Raw genomic sequence first — 16,995 nt, 5'->3', positions numbered from 1 at the left:
AGGTAGTTATGATAAAAAGAGACCTCTATTATGAAAGAATTCCAACAAAGTCTTTAAGAGATGATGTTAGATATTTAGGTGATATTTTAGGAAAAGTAATAAAAAAACAAGAAGGCTCTGGTTTTTTTAAATTAGTAGAAGACACAAGATTATTATCTAAAGCAAACTTATCAAATAAAAATACCAAAGACCCCTTTAAAAATATAATAAAAAAAATTAATGGCCTTAGTCCAATTAATATTTTTAAACTATCAAGAGCATTTAGTCATTTTATGAATTTTATAAACCTATCAGAGTCAATTGATGCATCAAGAAAACTTGATGAATATGAAAATAATCAAAAAGATTCTAAAAATAAAAATATCTTTATTGAAGAAATCTTTGAAGAACTTTTTAAAAATAAAAAAATTCCAAATAATAAAATTTATAATCTTGCAAAAAATCTTAATATTGGTGTTGTTTTAACAGCACACCCAACAGAAGTTAAAAGAAGAACATTAATACAAAAATACCATAAAATTACTGAAATTTTAGAGGAAAGAGATTTACTTAAAAAATATCCATCCAAATTAAAGATTTTAGAAAGAAAATTATATGATGAAATTACAATAATATGGAATACAGATGAGCTTAAAAGATCCAAACCAACACCCTCTGAAGAAGCAAGATGGGGTTTAGCAGTTATAGAAGACAGTCTTTGGGAAACTATTCCTAAAGTTTACAGAAGGTTAAATGATATTTTTTTAAAAAATATGGGAAAGAGTTTGCCTAAAAATTTTAATCCTATTGAATTTGGTTCTTGGATGGGTGGTGATAGAGATGGAAATCCAAATGTAACTTCGGAAGTTACAAAAGAGGTTATACTGTTGTCAAGATGGGAGGCTGCAAAATTATATGAGAAGCAGTTAACAAAGTTATTAAGATCATTATCTATGTCAAATTGCTCCCAAAAGATACTAAGGAAGACAGGTAAAGTTTTTGATCCTTATAGAGTGTTTTTAAGACCATTAAGAGATAAAATAAGAAAAACTCACATCTTAATAAAAGAACACTTAATTGACAAAAAACCATTAAATCAAAAAAAACTTTTATCAACCAAAGAAGAAATTTTAGCACCATTAAGAATTGTAAGAGAGTCGTTAGAACAAAATCAAAGTGAAAATATTGCTGGTGGTGATTTATTAGACTTAATGAGACGTGCAAAATGTTTTGGAATTAATCTAGCAAAACTTGATATAAGACAAGAATCTTCAAGACATTCAAAGCTAATTTCTGAGATTGTAAAAAAAAAATATAAATCTAATTACTTAAATTGGAGTGAAGATGAGAAATTAGATTTTTTATCAAAACAAATTAAGAGTAAAAAAAATTTAATAAATAATTATCAATTTAGGAATAAAGAAAATAAAGAAGTGTGGTCTACTTTTAAAATTCTTGCTGAACAACCAAAAGAATGCTTGGGAGCATATGTAATTTCAATGACTTCAGCTGCGTCAGATATATTATCTGTAGTCTACCTTCAAAAAGAAGCAAAAATAAGAAATAAACTTAGGGTAGTACCTCTTTTTGAAACATTAGATGATTTAATAAATGCAAATTCAATAATGACCCAATTATTTAAATTATCATGGTATAAAAAATACATAAATCATTATCAAGAGATTATGATTGGATACTCAGATTCAAGTAAAGACGCGGGCAAATTATCTGCTAGTTGGCATCAGTATAAACTCCAAGAAGAAATTTTAAGATTAAGTAAAAAAAATAAAATTGATATTATTTTTTTTCATGGCCGTGGTGGATCAGCTGGTCGTGGTGGTGGCCCAATTCAAGCAACCCTTAGATCTCAACCTCCAGGATCAGTTAATGGAAAAATAAGAATTACTGATCAAGGTGAAGTTATCCAGCAAAAATATGGATATGAACCTTTAGCAAAATATAATTTATGTAGTTATATAGGTGCAGTAGCACAGGCAAGTTTAAAACCACCACCAGAACCAAAAAATAAATGGAAAGATTTAATAGAAAGAATGTCAGAAATATCTACTCAATCTTATAGAAGAAATATAAATAATAAATTAGACTTTATTAGATACTTTAAAACAGTTACACCTCATAAAGCATTGGGAAAACTGTCAATTGGATCAAGGCCATCCAAAAGAAAAAATGTAGATAACATTAAAAGTTTAAGAGCCATACCATGGGTATTTGCGTGGACACAGATAAGATTGTTTTTACCTGCATGGCTCGGTATTCCTGAGGCACTAAAACACTCTTCAACTAAAGATTTTAAGAATACTCTCATAGATATGGAAAAAAATTGGCCCTTTTTTTATTCAACAATGGATATGCTTGATATGGTTATAACAAAAGTAGACCCTGAAATTTCTAAAGTATACGAGGATAAATTGGCAGATAAAAAACTTAAGGTTGTTGGAGAAAAACTTAGAGCACAATTTGAAGATTTAAAAAAATTGAATAAAAAAATAACACCTATTGAAATTTTAAAACAAAGAAAAGTATTTAGGTCATCAGTAATCATTAGAAATATTTATTCTGAGGTTTTACATATTATTCAAGCAACAGTTATGAAAAAACTTTATATGAAGAAACTTAATAAAGAGAAAAAAAAATATCTTAATGATTCTTTAATGACTTCGATTGCTGGCATATCAGCAGCAATGAAGAATACAGGATAATATGATAGAGATATTTGTTGCATTTGGAGCGGGGTTAATTAGTTTTCTATCACCTTGTGTTTTACCTTTGATACCAGGTTATATTTCTTTTATTTCTGGAGCATCTTTAAATGAATTACTTGAAAATAAAAAAATAAACATATTCCCACTAATATTATTTACTTTAGGTTTTTCTTTTGTTTTTATTATGTTTGGTGCAGCAGCCTCTTACTTAGGGCAAGTACTTTTACAAAATTCACAAACTTTAAGAATAATTGCAGGTCTAGTTATAATTATATTTTCTCTTCAATTAATTGGAATTATAGATGTTAGTTTTTTAAACTTCGAAAAAAAAATTTACACAAAAAAGAATAATAATGTTTGGTTTTCTTTTATAGTTGGAATGGCTTTTGGTTTTGGATGGACTCCTTGTATTGGCCCAATTCTAGGATCAATTCTTGCATTAGCTTCAACAGAGGAAACAATATTTAAAGCAATAATCTTACTTAGTTTTTATTCACTTGGTTTAGCAATACCTTTCATTTTATCAGGTTATTTAATGCAAAGATTTTTAATGTTTTCTAAAAATTTTAAAAAGAACATTAATTTTGTATCAAAAAGTGGGGGTGTAATACTTTTAATAACAGGAGTACTAATTTTAACTAACCAACTTCAAGTCCTAGGTTATTACTTATTAAACTCTTTACCATTTTTGCAAAATTTTGGGTAATAGGTTAATAACTATCTATATTTATGAAAATTTATCAAATTGATACTAGTGCTAGAAAAGAAGGCTCTACCTCAAGGGCTTTAGCTAAAAGATTATTAGACAAAATTAAAAAACCTGAAGATGAGGTTGTTTATAGAGATCTTAACGATGAAATGATTTTTATATCAAACCTAACCGAGTCAGGAATGAAAATTCCTGAAGGTGAGCAAACCGATCAACATAAGAAAATGTTTGAGCTGTCAGATAAGCTAGTTTTAGAGCTTAAAGAATGCGATACAATAATAATCTCAGTCCCAATTTATAATTTTGGACCTCCAGCAACATTAAAAGCTTGGGCTGATTTGGCCGCAAGAGTTAAAGAAACTTTTAAATATAACGAAGACGGTAGCAGAGTAGGCTTGCTTGAGGACAAGCAAGTTTATCTCATAATTACATCTGGAGGAACAAAGATTAATAGCAAAGATGATTTTTTAACACCCTGGTTAACTCATGTTTTAAATTTTTTTGGAATAAAAAAAATAAATATTATTGCTGCTGATCAAATGGCCATAGATTATGAAAAATCAATTAAAGAAGCTGAAAAGCAAATTGAAAATATAACCCAATGAACTTATTAAGTGTAAAAGAATACAATTTATATTCTAATTTTTTAAATATCCTAGCAAAAGACCTAAATAAATTTTATTACTCAAAACTTAATAAAACCTTTAAGATATCTAATAAACTTGATGGTAAAGAGTATGACCCTGTTACCACATCAGACAAAGCTTTTGAAAAATTCATTAGATTGAAAATTAAAAAAAAATTTCCAAATCACCAAGTTATAGGTGAAGAATTTGGACATAAAAAATCAACAAGTGATTTTACATGGGTCATAGATCCAATCGATGGTACAAGATCGTTCGTGATAGGCAATCCTACATGGAGCAACTTGATAGCTTTAAATTATAAAGGCAATCCAGTTATAGGGTTAGCAAATTTTCCAATATTAAATAAATATTATTTAAATTTTAATAACAAAAGTGCTTTTGTTTTTGAAAAAGGTAAAAAAAGAAAAATTTCTGTTTCAAAAGATATACCATTTAATCAGATAAAAGTATCAGGAGCATTTCATGGAGCGATCTCTCTTAAACAGCAAATGACAATACCAAAAGTTTTAAGATTAATGCAATTTCCAACTGCAGATGCGTTAAGTTACTCTCATTTATGTGAAGGAAAAATTGATGTTGTCTTTCAAGGAACCAATAAAATTTGGGATATCCACCCATTGATACCAATTATAAAAGCTGCAGGAGGCACGGTTACAACTTGGGACGATAGAGACGCAGTTAATGCTGGAAGTATTTTAGTTTCAGCTAATCAATCTATTCATAATAAAATGCTTAAACTATTAAAGCCTGTTTCAAAATAAATGCATACAAGAGCTAAAAAAATATTAGATTTTTGGTTTAAAGAAACTCCACCAAAAAAAAGATTTCAAAAACATAAAGATTTTGATGTGCTAATAAAAAATAATTTTTTAAAAGATTATGAGTTAGCAGGCTCAAATGAGTATGATGATTGGCAAGATAGCCCCCTTGGTTCTTTAGCTCTAGTTATTTTATTTGATCAATTTTCAAGAAACATGTTTAGAGATGAACCAAAAGCTTTTAACCAAGATCATAAAGCAAGATTAATAGTTAACGATTCTGTTTATGCTGGATTTTTAGATGGCATGAATCAGGACCAACGATTTTTTATGTTACTGCCACTCATTCACAGTGAAGAGATAACAGACCATGATATGGCCTACTATTTACTCGATAAATACTTAAAAGATCATCCAGATTTAGTTTCTATAAAAAAATTTTGGAAAGATCACACACTAGCAATTAAGAAGTTTCACAGATACCCTCATCGAAACATAGTATTAGATAGAAAATCTACTCCTGAGGAAATAGAGTTTCTAGGTCAACCAAACTCATCCTGGTAAAACGTTCACTAAGTGAACAGATAAATTAAGATATTCAATATTTGCATTACTGTAGTGACAATAAGTCATTTTAATATTGAAATTTGCTGTCTATAAGGAGCGCATAGAATTTAAAAATTAACATTATCTTCTCTCTCTATTAGATAGTTAATATTAGCTTCCCTCGAAAGAGGGAAGTTTCTTATTGTCAATATCTCCACTGAATAATATAAATTTTAAATGAATTTCAAGTTTGTTTATAAAATATGCACTAAATCTGAGTGGCAAGAAGTAAAGACTAAAGGTCAATTAACTGGTTCTAAAAAAGATTTAGAAGATGGTTACATTCATTTTTCCAGTGATGATCAAGTTGTGGGAACTCTTAAAAAATTTTATCAAAATCAAAAAGATTTAGTTTTATTAAAGGTTGATACTTTAAAGTTAGATCATTTAGTTTGGGAACAAGCATCAGATGGAAATATGTTTCCACATTTATATTCGTCGCTAGATATTTCTAATGTAGTAGATAAATTTGATATTACCTTAGATGATGAAGGCAATCATGATATGCCAACTGTTTTTTAACTGATCTTTTAAGGGGGTCACCCTTTCGGTAAACTCCAAAAGAGTTCCCCTGTAAGTCAGCGGTATACGCTAAAATCTATAATAATAGATTTTTATTTTCTTTTGTCGTACTAAGTCTTTGATTATTTAATCACACCAGTTATGTGTCAGGTGGTGATAAGTTCATAATCAACCTCCTTTATTGATATTTAGACAATATCATTTCTAAAAATTACATTCAAAACATTTATTTTACTTTATGTGAAATAAATTAATTGCATGCAACCTAGCAAAGTAATAATGTTTCGATAATTTAAGAAACATTCTTTATAATACTTTTTTCCACTAAAATTTAAAATTCTTTTTAGGTAAGCTTACCTAAGTAATTAACCATAATCACACCAATTATAATTAATAAAATTCCAATAATTCCATATAGATTTGGAATTTGATTATATTTAATCATAGCAAATGCTACAACACCCACAACTGTTAATCCGCTGTAAGTAGAATAAGCGAAGCCTACTGGAAGTGCATGCATAGCTTTTGCAATACAAAACAAGCAAACCATCATTAGTAGATACATGTAAATTATTGGCAAAGTCTTTGTGAAACCTTCAGATATTTTTGCAAAACTATTAGCAGCTATTCCAGCAAAAATACCAACAGCTAAAAACAAATATCCAAATAAAGGTTTCAAGATTAATCCTTTGAAGCGATTTTATTAACTAGAGGTCTCATAATTGGAGCCATAGTAAATGCTGCAATTACAGCTACTGGAAATGAATAAATAAAAGCATCTAATAATCTATTAAAGAAACCTTCACCAAAACCAGTGTGAACTAGCGTTACAACTACACCAATAATCAAACTCATGCCAAAAGACATAAAGATCATAAAAAGAGGTTGAGAATATTTTTTGTTAATCATAATTAGTGATATTATTATTCAGTAATTTTATCTAAAAATTTTTGCACTATAGGAGCCACTATAGTCGTTGTAATCATTGCTACTGGTAAACTTATAGTCCACGCTTTAAGAAATCTTTTGATATAAAATTCATCATAACCAGTATTCACAAATGTAATGATTAAAGTCATCAACAAACTCATACCAAGACCCATAAAAAAAATGAATAGAAAATTAGAATATTTTTTTGAAATCACGATTTAATTATTTCCAAGTAAGTTAACCATCAATACACCTATTATAATCAAACCCAAACCAATTATTGAATAAAGATTTGGCATTTGATTAAATCTAATTATTCCAACAATTACAGTTGAAATAATTGTTAATCCAGCAAATGATGCATAAGTTATTCCCATTGGGATATTTTTCATCACCATAGATAACGCATACATACATAAAACGATTGTAATTCCAGTAATAATACTTGGAAAGAGAAGGGTAAAACCTTCTGCACTTTTTGCAAAACTATTTGAAGTTACTCCTAGAACAACTGCTAGGATTAGAAATCCATATGAAGTAGCGAGACTCATCTAATAACATTAAATGAAATCCCGCTAAATTTATATAATTATTTATTAACTTTTAAAAAGCTCCATAGCTTTACCTAATAGCTCTTCTGATTTTGCATGATCACCAGCATCATGAGCTGCCATACCTTGATCTCTTAGCATTTGTGCTTCTGCAATTTTATCATCTATACTTTTTGCCATCATAGGGCAAGAACCTGCATAAACTGAACTTGTGAAAAGTACCAAGAATAATGTTATTACTATTTTTTTCATATTTTCCTTTGTTTGATTAATTAACCAAACAATAGGAAAATAATAAGTTTTTGATATAACCAACATTGTCACTTTACATGTGCAAAACGACCCAACCAGTTATTTAGGTATTTTTGTAGCACCTGTTTCAAGTGAAACAACTTTTCCATCTTGATATTTGTAGACAGCCATTACTGCCTCTGTGTTACTGTCATTAAAGGTTACAAATGAGTGCTCAACACCAATTTCATCATTCTCAAAAAGAACTCTAATTTTATCTTTATTGATATCTCCACTCATTGCCCATTTAATTACATCTGCTTTTCTCATAACTTTTCCTGATGCATGCATTGTAAATTTATAATCATCATGAAAAATTTCATTCATAGCAGCTTCATCTTTAGCTGTCATAGCAGCATCCATTTTTGCTAATATTGACATATATTATCTTTCTTTAACTTTAGTTAAATCGTAGATCATATAACTACTTAGAACCTCATCCATGATAGGTTTAGATACTTCAGTACCTTCAATAAATTTAATTAAAGCAGCTTCATCAGTACAAAATATTTTAAACATCACTGCACTTTTATCAGGTGTTACTGACGCCATAGTTTTTTCTACTACAGCAACTTTTGATCTTTCAGCTAATCCTTCTGGAGATTGCATAAATCCCATAAATTTTTCAAATTTACCTTCTCCTTCTTTAAACTTAGCCACTACTAACATTTCTTTTTCCATTTTTTATCTCCTTTTTGTTTATTTTTTCATTGAGTTGAAAGCAGTTAAAGTATCATCGTAAGTTGTCATAGCAGATATCTTGCCATCATCTGTGACTTCAAAATAATGTCCAAAAATTGTATCCATACCAGTTGCTTTTCCACTACATCTTACAAATACTTTGTTGCCTTCACTAATCATATCAATAGGTGTTACTTGAAAGTTTTCCCACATTGTTGGGATTTTTGAAAACCCTTCTATCATAGCTTGTTTACCATTATGCACTCCTGATAATGGATGTTTGCCTGGTACACCAGGATGAGTCCACACGCAATCATCATGAATAACTTCATTAAAAAATGTTTCCATGTCTCCTTTGCTAAAACAATCGTAACCTTTACTTACTGTGTCTTTTGCATTCATTTTTTATCTCCTTTTTGATTTTTAAGTTTATTCACTAAAGATGACTTCTGATTTCGTCTTCAATAGTTCCTTCAACTGCAACTTTCTTTAATTGTTTTTGAAGACTTTGATATTTTTTATCTGCTGACATTTTTGCATCAGCTTCATTTTCTCCTTCAAACATTGTGCCAATTAGAGTTTCTCGTATTGTTCTTGGATCACCACCTACTTGAAAAGAAAAATAGATTTGGTGTTTAGGAAAATATTTTTTTCTTGCCTTAGCTAAACCTTGGCAAATCTCCATAGCTTTACCTAAACCATCATCCGTTATTCTCATTGTTCTGGTATATATTGCTTGCATTATATTAATCTCACTTGTTAGTTATTATTATTCTAAATTAATAAATTTTAATTTATTTTAAAATGGTATTTATTGTCACCAGGTATGCAAAAAACTTTATACAACTATTTCTTGTATAAATTTACTGTGCGCATAAAGCCTATAATTATTTAATAAAAATCCTGTATTATAAATTTAATTAAAGATTAAACTTATGATTGAAAAATTTAATGGTATTTTTTACTTAATTTTATTCTCAATTCATTTTTTAGGCTTAGGTTTTTACGCTTATCAAATGATTATTGGAAACCAAAAATTTAGAAATAAATTTCAAATAAATGAAACTGCTACAGCAACCATGAGAATGATTGGTGCTATATTTTTAGGTACTTTCCTGATGGCAGTATATATCATGTTTGTAAGACCCAATGGTGTTGAGGATACTTGGGCATTTTTCAATTTAGTTTTTGTTCAAAATTTGTGTATTTTTATTGTCAATACTTATTCGATTAAGATTGATAAGACTGGTGTAAAATCACCATCAAATGAAGCTGTAATCGCTCCTTTAATTTTTACAATCATTAGTGCAGCTCTTTGTTATGGATTAGCTGATAAAATTTATATTTATTAAAGCCAGCTAGGAAAAGGCAAACCTTTTTCTTCAAGAAATTTTTTATTAAACATTTTAGTAGCGTACTTTTCACTTTTATCACAAAGAATTGTAACGATAGTTTTTCCAGGACCCAGTTCTTTACCCATTCTAATCGCACCAGCAATATTAATTCCACAGCTAGTACCAAGGCTTAAACCTTCATTTTCAATTAAATCATAAAGTATAGGAAGTGCCTCATGGTCATCAATAGAGTAGGCGTCATCTATTTTAGCATTTTCAAAATTCTTTGTTATTCTGCTTGAGCCAATACCTTCAGTAATTGATCCACTTTCAGATTTTAATTCACCATTTTTTATATAATTATAAAGAGCAGAGCCTTTAGGATCGGATAAAAATATTTTAATATCCTTATTCTTTTCTTTAAGAGCGTTACTTACTCCAGAAATTGTTCCACCAGTTCCAGATGAACATACAAAGCCATCAACGTTACCTTCGGTTTGTTCCCAGATTTCTTTACCTGTTGTTTCATAATGGCCCTTAGCATTAGCAACGTTGTCAAATTGGTTAGCCCAAACAACTCCATTATTATTTGATGGTCTTAACTCATCAGCAAGTTTTGCTGCAACTTTTACAAAGTTTGCATCATCTTTATAAGGTTTAGCTGGAACTAATCTTAGATCAGCACCAATATTTCTAAGTAAATCTTTCTTTTCTTGAGTTTGGTTATCATTCATTACTATGATTGTTTTATAACCAAGCGAATTACCAAGTAGACATAAGCCGATACCAGTATTACCAGCTGTCCCTTCAACTATTGTTCCACCTTTAGAAATTAGTTTTTTACTCTCAGCATCTTTAATTAAAGCAAGTGCAGCTCTATCTTTTACAGAGCCACCTGGGTTCATGAATTCAGCTTTACCATAAATATTACATCCTGTAATCTCCGATGCAGCTCTAAGTTTGATTAAAGGAGTGTTACCAATTCCAGAAATAAAATTGTTTTGAATATTTTTCATTATTTTGAAATATCTTTATCTACCTCTTCTACGGCATAAGGTTTAAATTCTTCAGTAGCTGTTCCAACATTTTTAGCAGGTATTCCAATCATTACTGCATTTTTAGGAACATCTTTTGTAACAACTGCATTAGCACCAATTTTAGCATTTGCACCAATCATTACAGGTCCTAATATTTGAGCACCAGAACCAACTACGACACAATCATCTAATGTTGGATGTCTTTTAACTTGTCTTTGATTATTTGAATTAATACTTGGAGCAATCCCACCCAATGTTGCCATATGGTAGATAGTTACATTATTTCCAATTTCAGATGTTTCACCTATTACAACACCCATACCATGATCAATAAATAAATTTCTTCCAATCTTAGCACCAGGATGAATTTCAATTCCAGTTAAAAATCTTGATAGTTGTGAAATTATTCTTGCAACAAGATAAAACTTAGCAAGGTGAAAAAAATTAGCAATTTTATGGAAAAAAACTGCTTTAACACCAGGATAAGTTAAAATTAAACTTAACTTAGATTTTGCCGCAGGATCTCTATCAATTATAGATTGTAAAAAGTTATTCATGAAGTTAGCTTTTATTGATTAAAAATTTATATTGAACTATATAGTCACTATATAACGATTTTAAAGAGGAGAAACTTATGTACAAAAACACTAATTGCTTTCATTTAGCAGTACCATGTGGAGATCTAGAAGTAGCAAAAAAATTTTATAGCGAGACGTTAGGCTGTAGATTAGATAATTCTGCACAAGAGTGGGCTGATGTTGATTTTTGGGGAAATGAATTAACTCTTCATGCAAGTGAGCATAAGATGGACAGTGAAAGACATGATGTCGATATGGGTAATGTTTCTGTCCCACATTTCGGTGTTCATTTATCTAGAAAAGATTTTAATGCTCTTAAACAAAGATTAAAAGATAATGGTGCTAAATATTATGATGAACCTTATTTAAGATTTAAAGGCACTAAATACGAGCAAGAAACTTTCTTTGTAAAAGACCCTAACGAAAACATTTTAGAGATTAAAACATTAACTGAAAATGCAGATTAATGGCTTCTGACTATAAATCTATAGCAAGCAAGATTAAGTTTGAAGGCAGAGCTTTTATTGATGGTAAATATGTTGATGCTATTGATGGTCAAAAGTTTGAAAATATAAATCCTGCAACTGGTGAAACTCTTTGCTCTGTTGCAAAATGTAACCATAAAGATGTAGACCTTGCAGTAAAAGTTTCAAGAAAAGCTTTTAATAGTGGCGTTTGGTCTAGAACATCTCCAGAATTTAGAAAAGATGTTTTGCTTAAATTTGCAGAATTATTAAGACAAACTGGAGAGGAAAATTCAGTTCTTGAATGTATCGATACAGGAAAGTTAATTGGAGATTGTATTAATGAGGTTGCAAATGATGCTCCAATGCATTTTCAGTGGTATGGAGAATTAATAGATAAAGTATTTGGTAAAGTTGGACCAACGGAACCTTCGTTAACTAGTTTAATTGTTAAAGAACCAATTGGTGTTGTTGCAGGTGTTGTTCCATGGAACTTCCCTTTAATGATGGCTGTATGGAAAATGGCACCAGCATTAGCTGCAGGTTGTTCAGTTATAATTAAGCCAGCAGAAGATACTCCTTTAACTGCAATTAGAGTTGCTCAAATTGCAAAAGAAGCAGGAATTCCAGATGGAGTTTTAAATATAGTACCTGGCTTCGGAGATGTGGGCGAAGCACTTGGTCGACACAATGATGTTGATGCGGTTTCATTTACTGGTTCAACAGAAGTTGGTGGACTGTTCATGAAATACTCTGGCGAAAGTAATTTAAAAACAATTGGTTTAGAGATGGGTGGTAAAAGTCCGTTCATAGTTTTAGAAGATGCAAAGATTACAGATGATTTAATTGATAATGCTATTAATTCTGCTTTTTGGAATGGTGGACAAAATTGTTCAGCAAATATGAGACAAATAATTCATAGCAAAGTTAAAGATGAATTTTTAGAAAAAGTTTCAAAAAAAGTAAAAGCTCTTAAAGCTGGAGATCCATTAGATCCAGAAAGTAATATGGGATCAATGATTTCTAAAAAACATTTAGCAACAGTTGATGGTTATATTCAAAAAGGAATTGATGAAGGAGCTAAACTATTGTTTGGTGGTGTTTCGAGCGGTGATCAAAAAGGTTTTTTTGCAAAACCAACTCTTTTTGATGATTTAAAAGAAAATATGACAATCGCTCAAGAAGAAATTTTTGGACCAGTTCTAGGAGTTCTTACAATTAATAGTGATGAAGAGGCTTTAAAAATTGCAAGTAATTCCAAGTATGGATTGCACGCAAGTGTTTTTACTCAAGATATTGATAGAGCTTTTCATATGGCTAAAAGCCTTCCATGTGGAACTGTTTCAGTTAATACTTTTTCTGAGGGTGATATTAAAACACCTTTTGGTGGATACAGACAGTCTGGCTCATTAAGTAGAGATCAAGGTACAGAAGCGTTAGATCAATACCTTCAAACTAAGACTATCTGGATAAGTCACTCTTAAAATTCAATTATACCAATCATAATAAATAACTAATTTTCTTTGACTTGCTCAAAAGTTTTAAGTTATGCTTGATTTTTTAAATTAATCGAGAGGGATATAATGAAAATAATAAAAACTACAATTGTAGCTGGTTTAATTTCTTTATTTGCTACTTTTTCAACATTTGCTGAGAAAGTTAAAATAGGAGATCCAGGTTGGACAGGTGCAACAGCTATTGCAAATTTATTAGCAGCAGTTGTTAATGATAAGATGGGTGGAGAAGCAGAATTAGTTCCAGGAAACAATACTGCGATCTATGGTGCAATTGATAGAAGTAAAGGTGAAATAGAAGTTCACCCTGATATCTGGTTACCTAATCAACAGGCTTATACTAACGATCTAGTTCCTAAAGGAACTCTTAAGTTAAGTTCAAAACCTTATGAGGGAAACCAAGGATATTGTGTGTCTCAACAATTTGCTAAAAAAATGAATATTACAGCAATTGAAGATTTGGCTAGACCAGAAGTTGTTAAAGCAATGGACAGTGATGGAAATGGTAAAGGTGAGTTTTGGATTGGTGCTGATGGTTGGGCTTCTGCAAATGTAAACCAAGTTAAACTTAGAGATTATGGTTTATATGATGCGGGTATTGAACCTATTAGAGCTGCTGAAGCTGTAAAAAATGCAAGAGTACTTGACTCAATTAAAAAAGGTGAAGGCTATGCATTTTATTGTTACAAGCCACATGCGATTTGGGGAATGGCTGATGTTGTAATGTTGACAGAACCTAAATTTGATAAAGCTAAATATAAAATGGTTCAACCTAAAGAAGATGCTGACTGGTACAAAAAATCTTATGTTGCATCAAAAGATGCTCTTAAGCAAATTCAGATTGGTTGGGGTACTTCTTTAGAAGCAAAATCTCCAGCAATTGTTGATTTCTTTAAGAATTTTCAATTATCAGCAGATGATGTTTCATTAATGGCCTACCAAATTTCAGTTGAAAAAAAACAACCAGCTGATGTTGCTAGAACATGGATGAAAAACAATAAATCTAAAGTTGATGGTTGGTTAGGACTTTAAGTTAAGTTAAATTTTTACCCGGCAGCTTTATTTGTTGCCGGGTATTTCTCTTAAAAAAAATTATTAAATTTTCGAACGGATCTAATGGACTCAGCTATTGAAATAAAAAATGTTTGGAAGATATTTGGTAATAATTCCAAAGAAGCATTAAATGCCATTCAAAATGAAAATATTTCAAAACAAGAAGCTTTAGAAAAATATAATTCAGTAATTGGTGTATCTGACGTCTCTTTTAACGTTAAAAAAGGAGAGATTTTTTGTGTAATGGGTCTTTCTGGAAGTGGTAAATCTACTTTAGTAAGACATATCAATAGATTATTAGAACCAACTTCAGGTCAAATTTTGATCAATAATGCAGATGTAATGAAGTTTGATACAAAAAGTTTGCAAGATCTAAGGAATAAAAAGATTGGTATGGTTTTTCAGAACTTCGCTTTAATGCCTCACAGATCAGTATTAGACAATATAGCAATGCCACTTGAAATAAGAGGTATCAGTAAAAATGATAGATTGGATGCTGCTAATAAAATTTTAGATATCGTAGAGCTTCAGGGGTGGGGAAATAAATTTGCTCATGAACTATCAGGTGGAATGCAACAAAGAGTAGGATTGGCAAGAGCTTTAGCAGCGGATCCTGATGTTTTATTAATGGATGAACCATTTAGTGCACTAGACCCACTAATTAGAAGACAGCTTCAAGCAGAATTTATCAAACTTTCAAAACAAATGAAAAAGACAACAGTATTTATAACTCATGACTTAGATGAAGCAGTAAGAGTAGGTCATAGAATTGCAATAATGAGAGATGGAAAGGTTATCCAAATAGGAACACCAGAAGAAATAGTCATGAAACCAACAGATGATTATGTGGCTGACTTTGTTAAGGGAATATCAAGATTAAAGATTGTTCAAGCTAAATCTATCATGCAGCCTGTAGAAAAATTTGAGAAGGAATTTGGATTGATAGGTAAAAATTTAGAAAGTGTTCATGAAAATATTTTATTAAATAAATTAATAGAAAAATCTTCCATTAAAGATGAACCAATATTAGTGATCAATAATCAAAATAAAAACATTGGTATAATAACTCAGGCAGATTTGCTTAAGGCAGTTGTAGAGGGTAGTGATGGAGAATAAAGCAATCAGAAATCCTTCTAGAAATGAACTGATTACTGACTTTGTAAAAAGTAATCCAGACTATTATATTAAAGAGTTTAAAAAAATTGGTAGCAAACCTACTTACTCATTTTCATTTAATTTATTTGCATTCATATTTGGGCCAATTTGGTTTGGAATGCGCAATGTTTGGAATTGGACTTTAGCTTTTTTAATTATTGAAACTTTTTCAGTAGTACAAATAATCAGAGGTTTATTTGGCAATATTACGTCAGATGCCATTGCTAAAGTTGAGCAAGTTAAAGGCACTATAGCATTTAGGAATAAACAATTAGAAGCAGCGATAGAAAATAATCCAGATAAAATTGATGTGTTTAAAAGAAATATAAAATCTTTAGAGGATGCTATGCAAGGTTATCTAGATGAAATTACGAGAGTAGAAGCATCAGCAATATGGATTGCAATTTTTGGTTTTATTTTATTGATAGCAGTTAAGATTGTTCAAGGTGTTTTGGCGAATTCAATTTTAGAAAAGAAATATTCTGAATGGTTATCCGATAAATCTATTCATCCAGGGATGCAGATGAAAAATTATATTTACAGTAGTATATTTACCTCTATTATAATGATTTTTACAGTTATCCATTATAGTTTCCCGGGCTTACTTCAGGTAATGGATACATTTCCAACCCATCCTGAGATAAGACTATTCTCAATTAAATGGATAGAAATTATTTTTGATTATGCAGTTGTTAAAGGAGATTTAATTTTTACTGCTATAACAATTGGTATTAGGTCCGTATTAGATTTCTTAGAATTATTGTTTGTTAAAACTCCCTGGATTGTAATTATAACTGCAATTGTCACTTTAACAGGCTTATCAGCAGGGCCAAGAGCTGCAATTTATTCAACAGGATTTTTATGTTATATGGGTTTTTTAGGTTTTTGGGTTAAAGCAATGACAACACTTGCCTTATTAGGAACTGCTGCAATTTTAAGTATAGCAATAGGTATTCCGCTTGGAATTTTCTGTGCAAGACGACAAAGATTTTATTCATTAATTAGACCGATAATGGATTTCATGCAAACAATGCCAGCTTTTGTATTTATGATTCCAGTAATAGCATTTTTTGGAACCGGAAAGGTTGCGGCAGTAATCATTACAATGATTTTTGGTGGCACACCAGTTGTAAGGCTTACAGTCTTAGGGTTACGTGGAGTACCAGAAACAATTCGAGAAGCAGCTATCGCATACGGTGCAACTAAATGGTATTTATTAAGAAAAGTAGATCTACCACTAGCCACACCATCAATTTTAGCAGGTGTGAATCAAACAGTAATGTTAAGTTTAGCTATGGTAGTTGTAGCATCTTTAATAGGTGCAAAAGGTTTAGGCCAAGATGTTCTTGAAGCATTACAATATGCTAATGTTGGTCAAGGTATACTTGCAGGTATAGCTATTTTATTTGTTGCATTGATACTTGATAGGGTTGTTCAGGGTAAAAAAAGAGTTTAATAAAACT

23 protein-coding genes are annotated in these 16,995 nt (G+C 30.4%); 12 read left to right on the top strand and 11 right to left on the bottom strand.

Features of this window, described 5'->3' with window-relative positions; all coding sequences use genetic code 11:
* Positions 1-8: 8 nt before the first annotated feature.
* The 6 genes from ppc (at position 9) to ABXT47_RS04065 (ending at position 5,944) form a co-directional block, all read left to right on the top strand.
* Positions 9-2,699, top strand: coding sequence for a phosphoenolpyruvate carboxylase (gene ppc, locus ABXT47_RS04090; protein WP_415307868.1), 2,691 nt, complete (start codon positions 9-11; stop codon positions 2,697-2,699).
* 1 nt (position 2,700) lies between these two features.
* Positions 2,701-3,408 carry a cytochrome c biogenesis CcdA family protein gene (locus tag ABXT47_RS04085; protein WP_415307867.1) on the top strand — a complete coding sequence of 236 codons (708 nt, stop codon included), beginning with the start codon at positions 2,701-2,703 and terminating at the stop codon, positions 3,406-3,408.
* 23 nt (positions 3,409-3,431) lie between these two features.
* Complete coding sequence (locus tag ABXT47_RS04080) at positions 3,432-4,016, top strand: FMN-dependent NADH-azoreductase (protein WP_415307866.1); 585 nt, start codon at positions 3,432-3,434, stop codon at positions 4,014-4,016.
* Positions 4,013-4,819: an inositol monophosphatase family protein gene (locus ABXT47_RS04075; protein WP_415307865.1), complete on the top strand. Its 807-nt coding sequence runs from the start codon at positions 4,013-4,015 to the stop codon at positions 4,817-4,819. The genes ABXT47_RS04080 and ABXT47_RS04075 overlap by 4 nt, the downstream gene beginning before the upstream one ends.
* On the top strand, positions 4,820-5,380 hold the full coding sequence (locus ABXT47_RS04070; protein ID WP_415307864.1) for a DUF924 family protein: 561 nt from the start codon (positions 4,820-4,822) through the stop codon (positions 5,378-5,380). It begins immediately after the preceding gene.
* Between the two features lie 219 nt (positions 5,381-5,599).
* Positions 5,600-5,944, top strand: a complete 345-nt coding sequence (locus ABXT47_RS04065) for a DUF952 domain-containing protein (RefSeq protein WP_415307863.1) — start codon at positions 5,600-5,602, stop codon at positions 5,942-5,944.
* 343 nt (positions 5,945-6,287) lie between these two features.
* On the opposite strand, the gene ABXT47_RS04060 is transcribed toward ABXT47_RS04065, so the two are convergent.
* From ABXT47_RS04060 to ABXT47_RS04020, 9 genes are all read right to left on the bottom strand, one after another.
* Positions 6,288-6,623 (bottom strand): SMR family transporter, encoded by a 336-nt coding sequence (locus ABXT47_RS04060; RefSeq protein WP_271525515.1) that lies wholly within the window; start codon positions 6,621-6,623, stop codon positions 6,288-6,290.
* A 2-nt stretch (positions 6,624-6,625) separates the two neighbouring features.
* On the bottom strand, positions 6,626-6,853 hold the full coding sequence (locus ABXT47_RS04055) for a DUF2798 domain-containing protein (RefSeq protein WP_415307862.1): 228 nt from the start codon (positions 6,851-6,853) through the stop codon (positions 6,626-6,628).
* Between the two features lie 14 nt (positions 6,854-6,867).
* Positions 6,868-7,089, bottom strand: coding sequence for a DUF2798 domain-containing protein (locus ABXT47_RS04050; protein WP_415307861.1), 222 nt, complete (start codon positions 7,087-7,089; stop codon positions 6,868-6,870).
* A gap of 3 nt (positions 7,090-7,092) precedes the next feature.
* Positions 7,093-7,425 (bottom strand): DMT family transporter, encoded by a 333-nt coding sequence (locus ABXT47_RS04045; protein WP_415307860.1) that lies wholly within the window; start codon positions 7,423-7,425, stop codon positions 7,093-7,095.
* Between the two features lie 45 nt (positions 7,426-7,470).
* Complete coding sequence (locus ABXT47_RS04040; RefSeq protein ID WP_168606465.1) at positions 7,471-7,677, bottom strand: hypothetical protein; 207 nt, start codon at positions 7,675-7,677, stop codon at positions 7,471-7,473.
* Positions 7,678-7,776: 99 nt separating this feature from the next.
* Positions 7,777-8,097 (bottom strand): DUF4440 domain-containing protein, encoded by a 321-nt coding sequence (locus ABXT47_RS04035; RefSeq protein ID WP_415307859.1) that lies wholly within the window; start codon positions 8,095-8,097, stop codon positions 7,777-7,779.
* 3 nt (positions 8,098-8,100) lie between these two features.
* Positions 8,101-8,397, bottom strand: coding sequence for a hypothetical protein (locus ABXT47_RS04030; protein ID WP_415307858.1), 297 nt, complete (start codon positions 8,395-8,397; stop codon positions 8,101-8,103).
* A gap of 18 nt (positions 8,398-8,415) precedes the next feature.
* Positions 8,416-8,799 (bottom strand): nuclear transport factor 2 family protein, encoded by a 384-nt coding sequence (locus ABXT47_RS04025; protein WP_415307857.1) that lies wholly within the window; start codon positions 8,797-8,799, stop codon positions 8,416-8,418.
* A gap of 34 nt (positions 8,800-8,833) precedes the next feature.
* Positions 8,834-9,139 carry a hypothetical protein gene (locus ABXT47_RS04020; protein WP_415307856.1) on the bottom strand — a complete coding sequence of 102 codons (306 nt, stop codon included), beginning with the start codon at positions 9,137-9,139 and terminating at the stop codon, positions 8,834-8,836.
* A gap of 193 nt (positions 9,140-9,332) precedes the next feature.
* Here ABXT47_RS04020 and ABXT47_RS04015 point away from each other — a divergent pair, with 193 nt between their 5' ends.
* A complete protein-coding gene (locus ABXT47_RS04015; protein ID WP_415307855.1) occupies positions 9,333-9,749 on the top strand; it encodes a hypothetical protein in 417 nt (138 codons plus the stop codon).
* Here ABXT47_RS04015 and ABXT47_RS04010 read toward each other — a convergent pair.
* Both ABXT47_RS04010 and epsC read right to left on the bottom strand, forming a co-directional pair.
* The gene (locus tag ABXT47_RS04010; protein ID WP_415307854.1) at positions 9,746-10,747 is read right to left on the bottom strand and encodes a cysteine synthase A; all 1,002 of its coding nucleotides are present in this window, start codon (positions 10,745-10,747) and stop codon (positions 9,746-9,748) included. The genes ABXT47_RS04015 and ABXT47_RS04010 overlap by 4 nt on opposite strands.
* A complete protein-coding gene (gene epsC / locus ABXT47_RS04005) occupies positions 10,747-11,325 on the bottom strand; it encodes a serine O-acetyltransferase EpsC (RefSeq protein WP_415307853.1) in 579 nt (192 codons plus the stop codon). The genes ABXT47_RS04010 and epsC overlap by 1 nt, the downstream gene beginning before the upstream one ends.
* Positions 11,326-11,402: 77 nt before the next feature.
* Here epsC and ABXT47_RS04000 point away from each other — a divergent pair, with 77 nt between their 5' ends.
* The 5 genes from ABXT47_RS04000 to ABXT47_RS03980 all read left to right on the top strand — a co-directional run bounded on the left by ABXT47_RS04000 (position 11,403) and on the right by ABXT47_RS03980 (position 16,988).
* The gene (locus ABXT47_RS04000) at positions 11,403-11,813 is read left to right on the top strand and encodes a VOC family protein (protein WP_415307852.1); all 411 of its coding nucleotides are present in this window, start codon (positions 11,403-11,405) and stop codon (positions 11,811-11,813) included.
* Positions 11,813-13,294, top strand: coding sequence for an aldehyde dehydrogenase (locus ABXT47_RS03995; protein WP_415307851.1), 1,482 nt, complete (start codon positions 11,813-11,815; stop codon positions 13,292-13,294). The genes ABXT47_RS04000 and ABXT47_RS03995 overlap by 1 nt, the downstream gene beginning before the upstream one ends.
* Before the next feature lie 99 nt (positions 13,295-13,393).
* Positions 13,394-14,356: a glycine betaine ABC transporter substrate-binding protein gene (locus ABXT47_RS03990; RefSeq protein ID WP_415307850.1), complete on the top strand. Its 963-nt coding sequence runs from the start codon at positions 13,394-13,396 to the stop codon at positions 14,354-14,356.
* An 84-nt stretch (positions 14,357-14,440) separates the two neighbouring features.
* Positions 14,441-15,493: a quaternary amine ABC transporter ATP-binding protein gene (locus tag ABXT47_RS03985; RefSeq protein WP_415307849.1), complete on the top strand. Its 1,053-nt coding sequence runs from the start codon at positions 14,441-14,443 to the stop codon at positions 15,491-15,493.
* On the top strand, positions 15,483-16,988 hold the full coding sequence (locus ABXT47_RS03980) for an ABC transporter permease (RefSeq protein WP_415307848.1): 1,506 nt from the start codon (positions 15,483-15,485) through the stop codon (positions 16,986-16,988). The genes ABXT47_RS03985 and ABXT47_RS03980 overlap by 11 nt, the downstream gene beginning before the upstream one ends.
* The last annotated feature ends 7 nt before the right edge of the window (positions 16,989-16,995 follow it).

The organism is Candidatus Pelagibacter sp. Uisw_099_02 (assembly GCF_047727625.1).
Lineage (GTDB): Bacteria > Pseudomonadota > Alphaproteobacteria > Pelagibacterales > Pelagibacteraceae > Pelagibacter.
The sequence above is the reverse complement of the archived record's forward strand: the minus strand, read 5'-3'. Positions and strand labels throughout refer to the sequence as shown.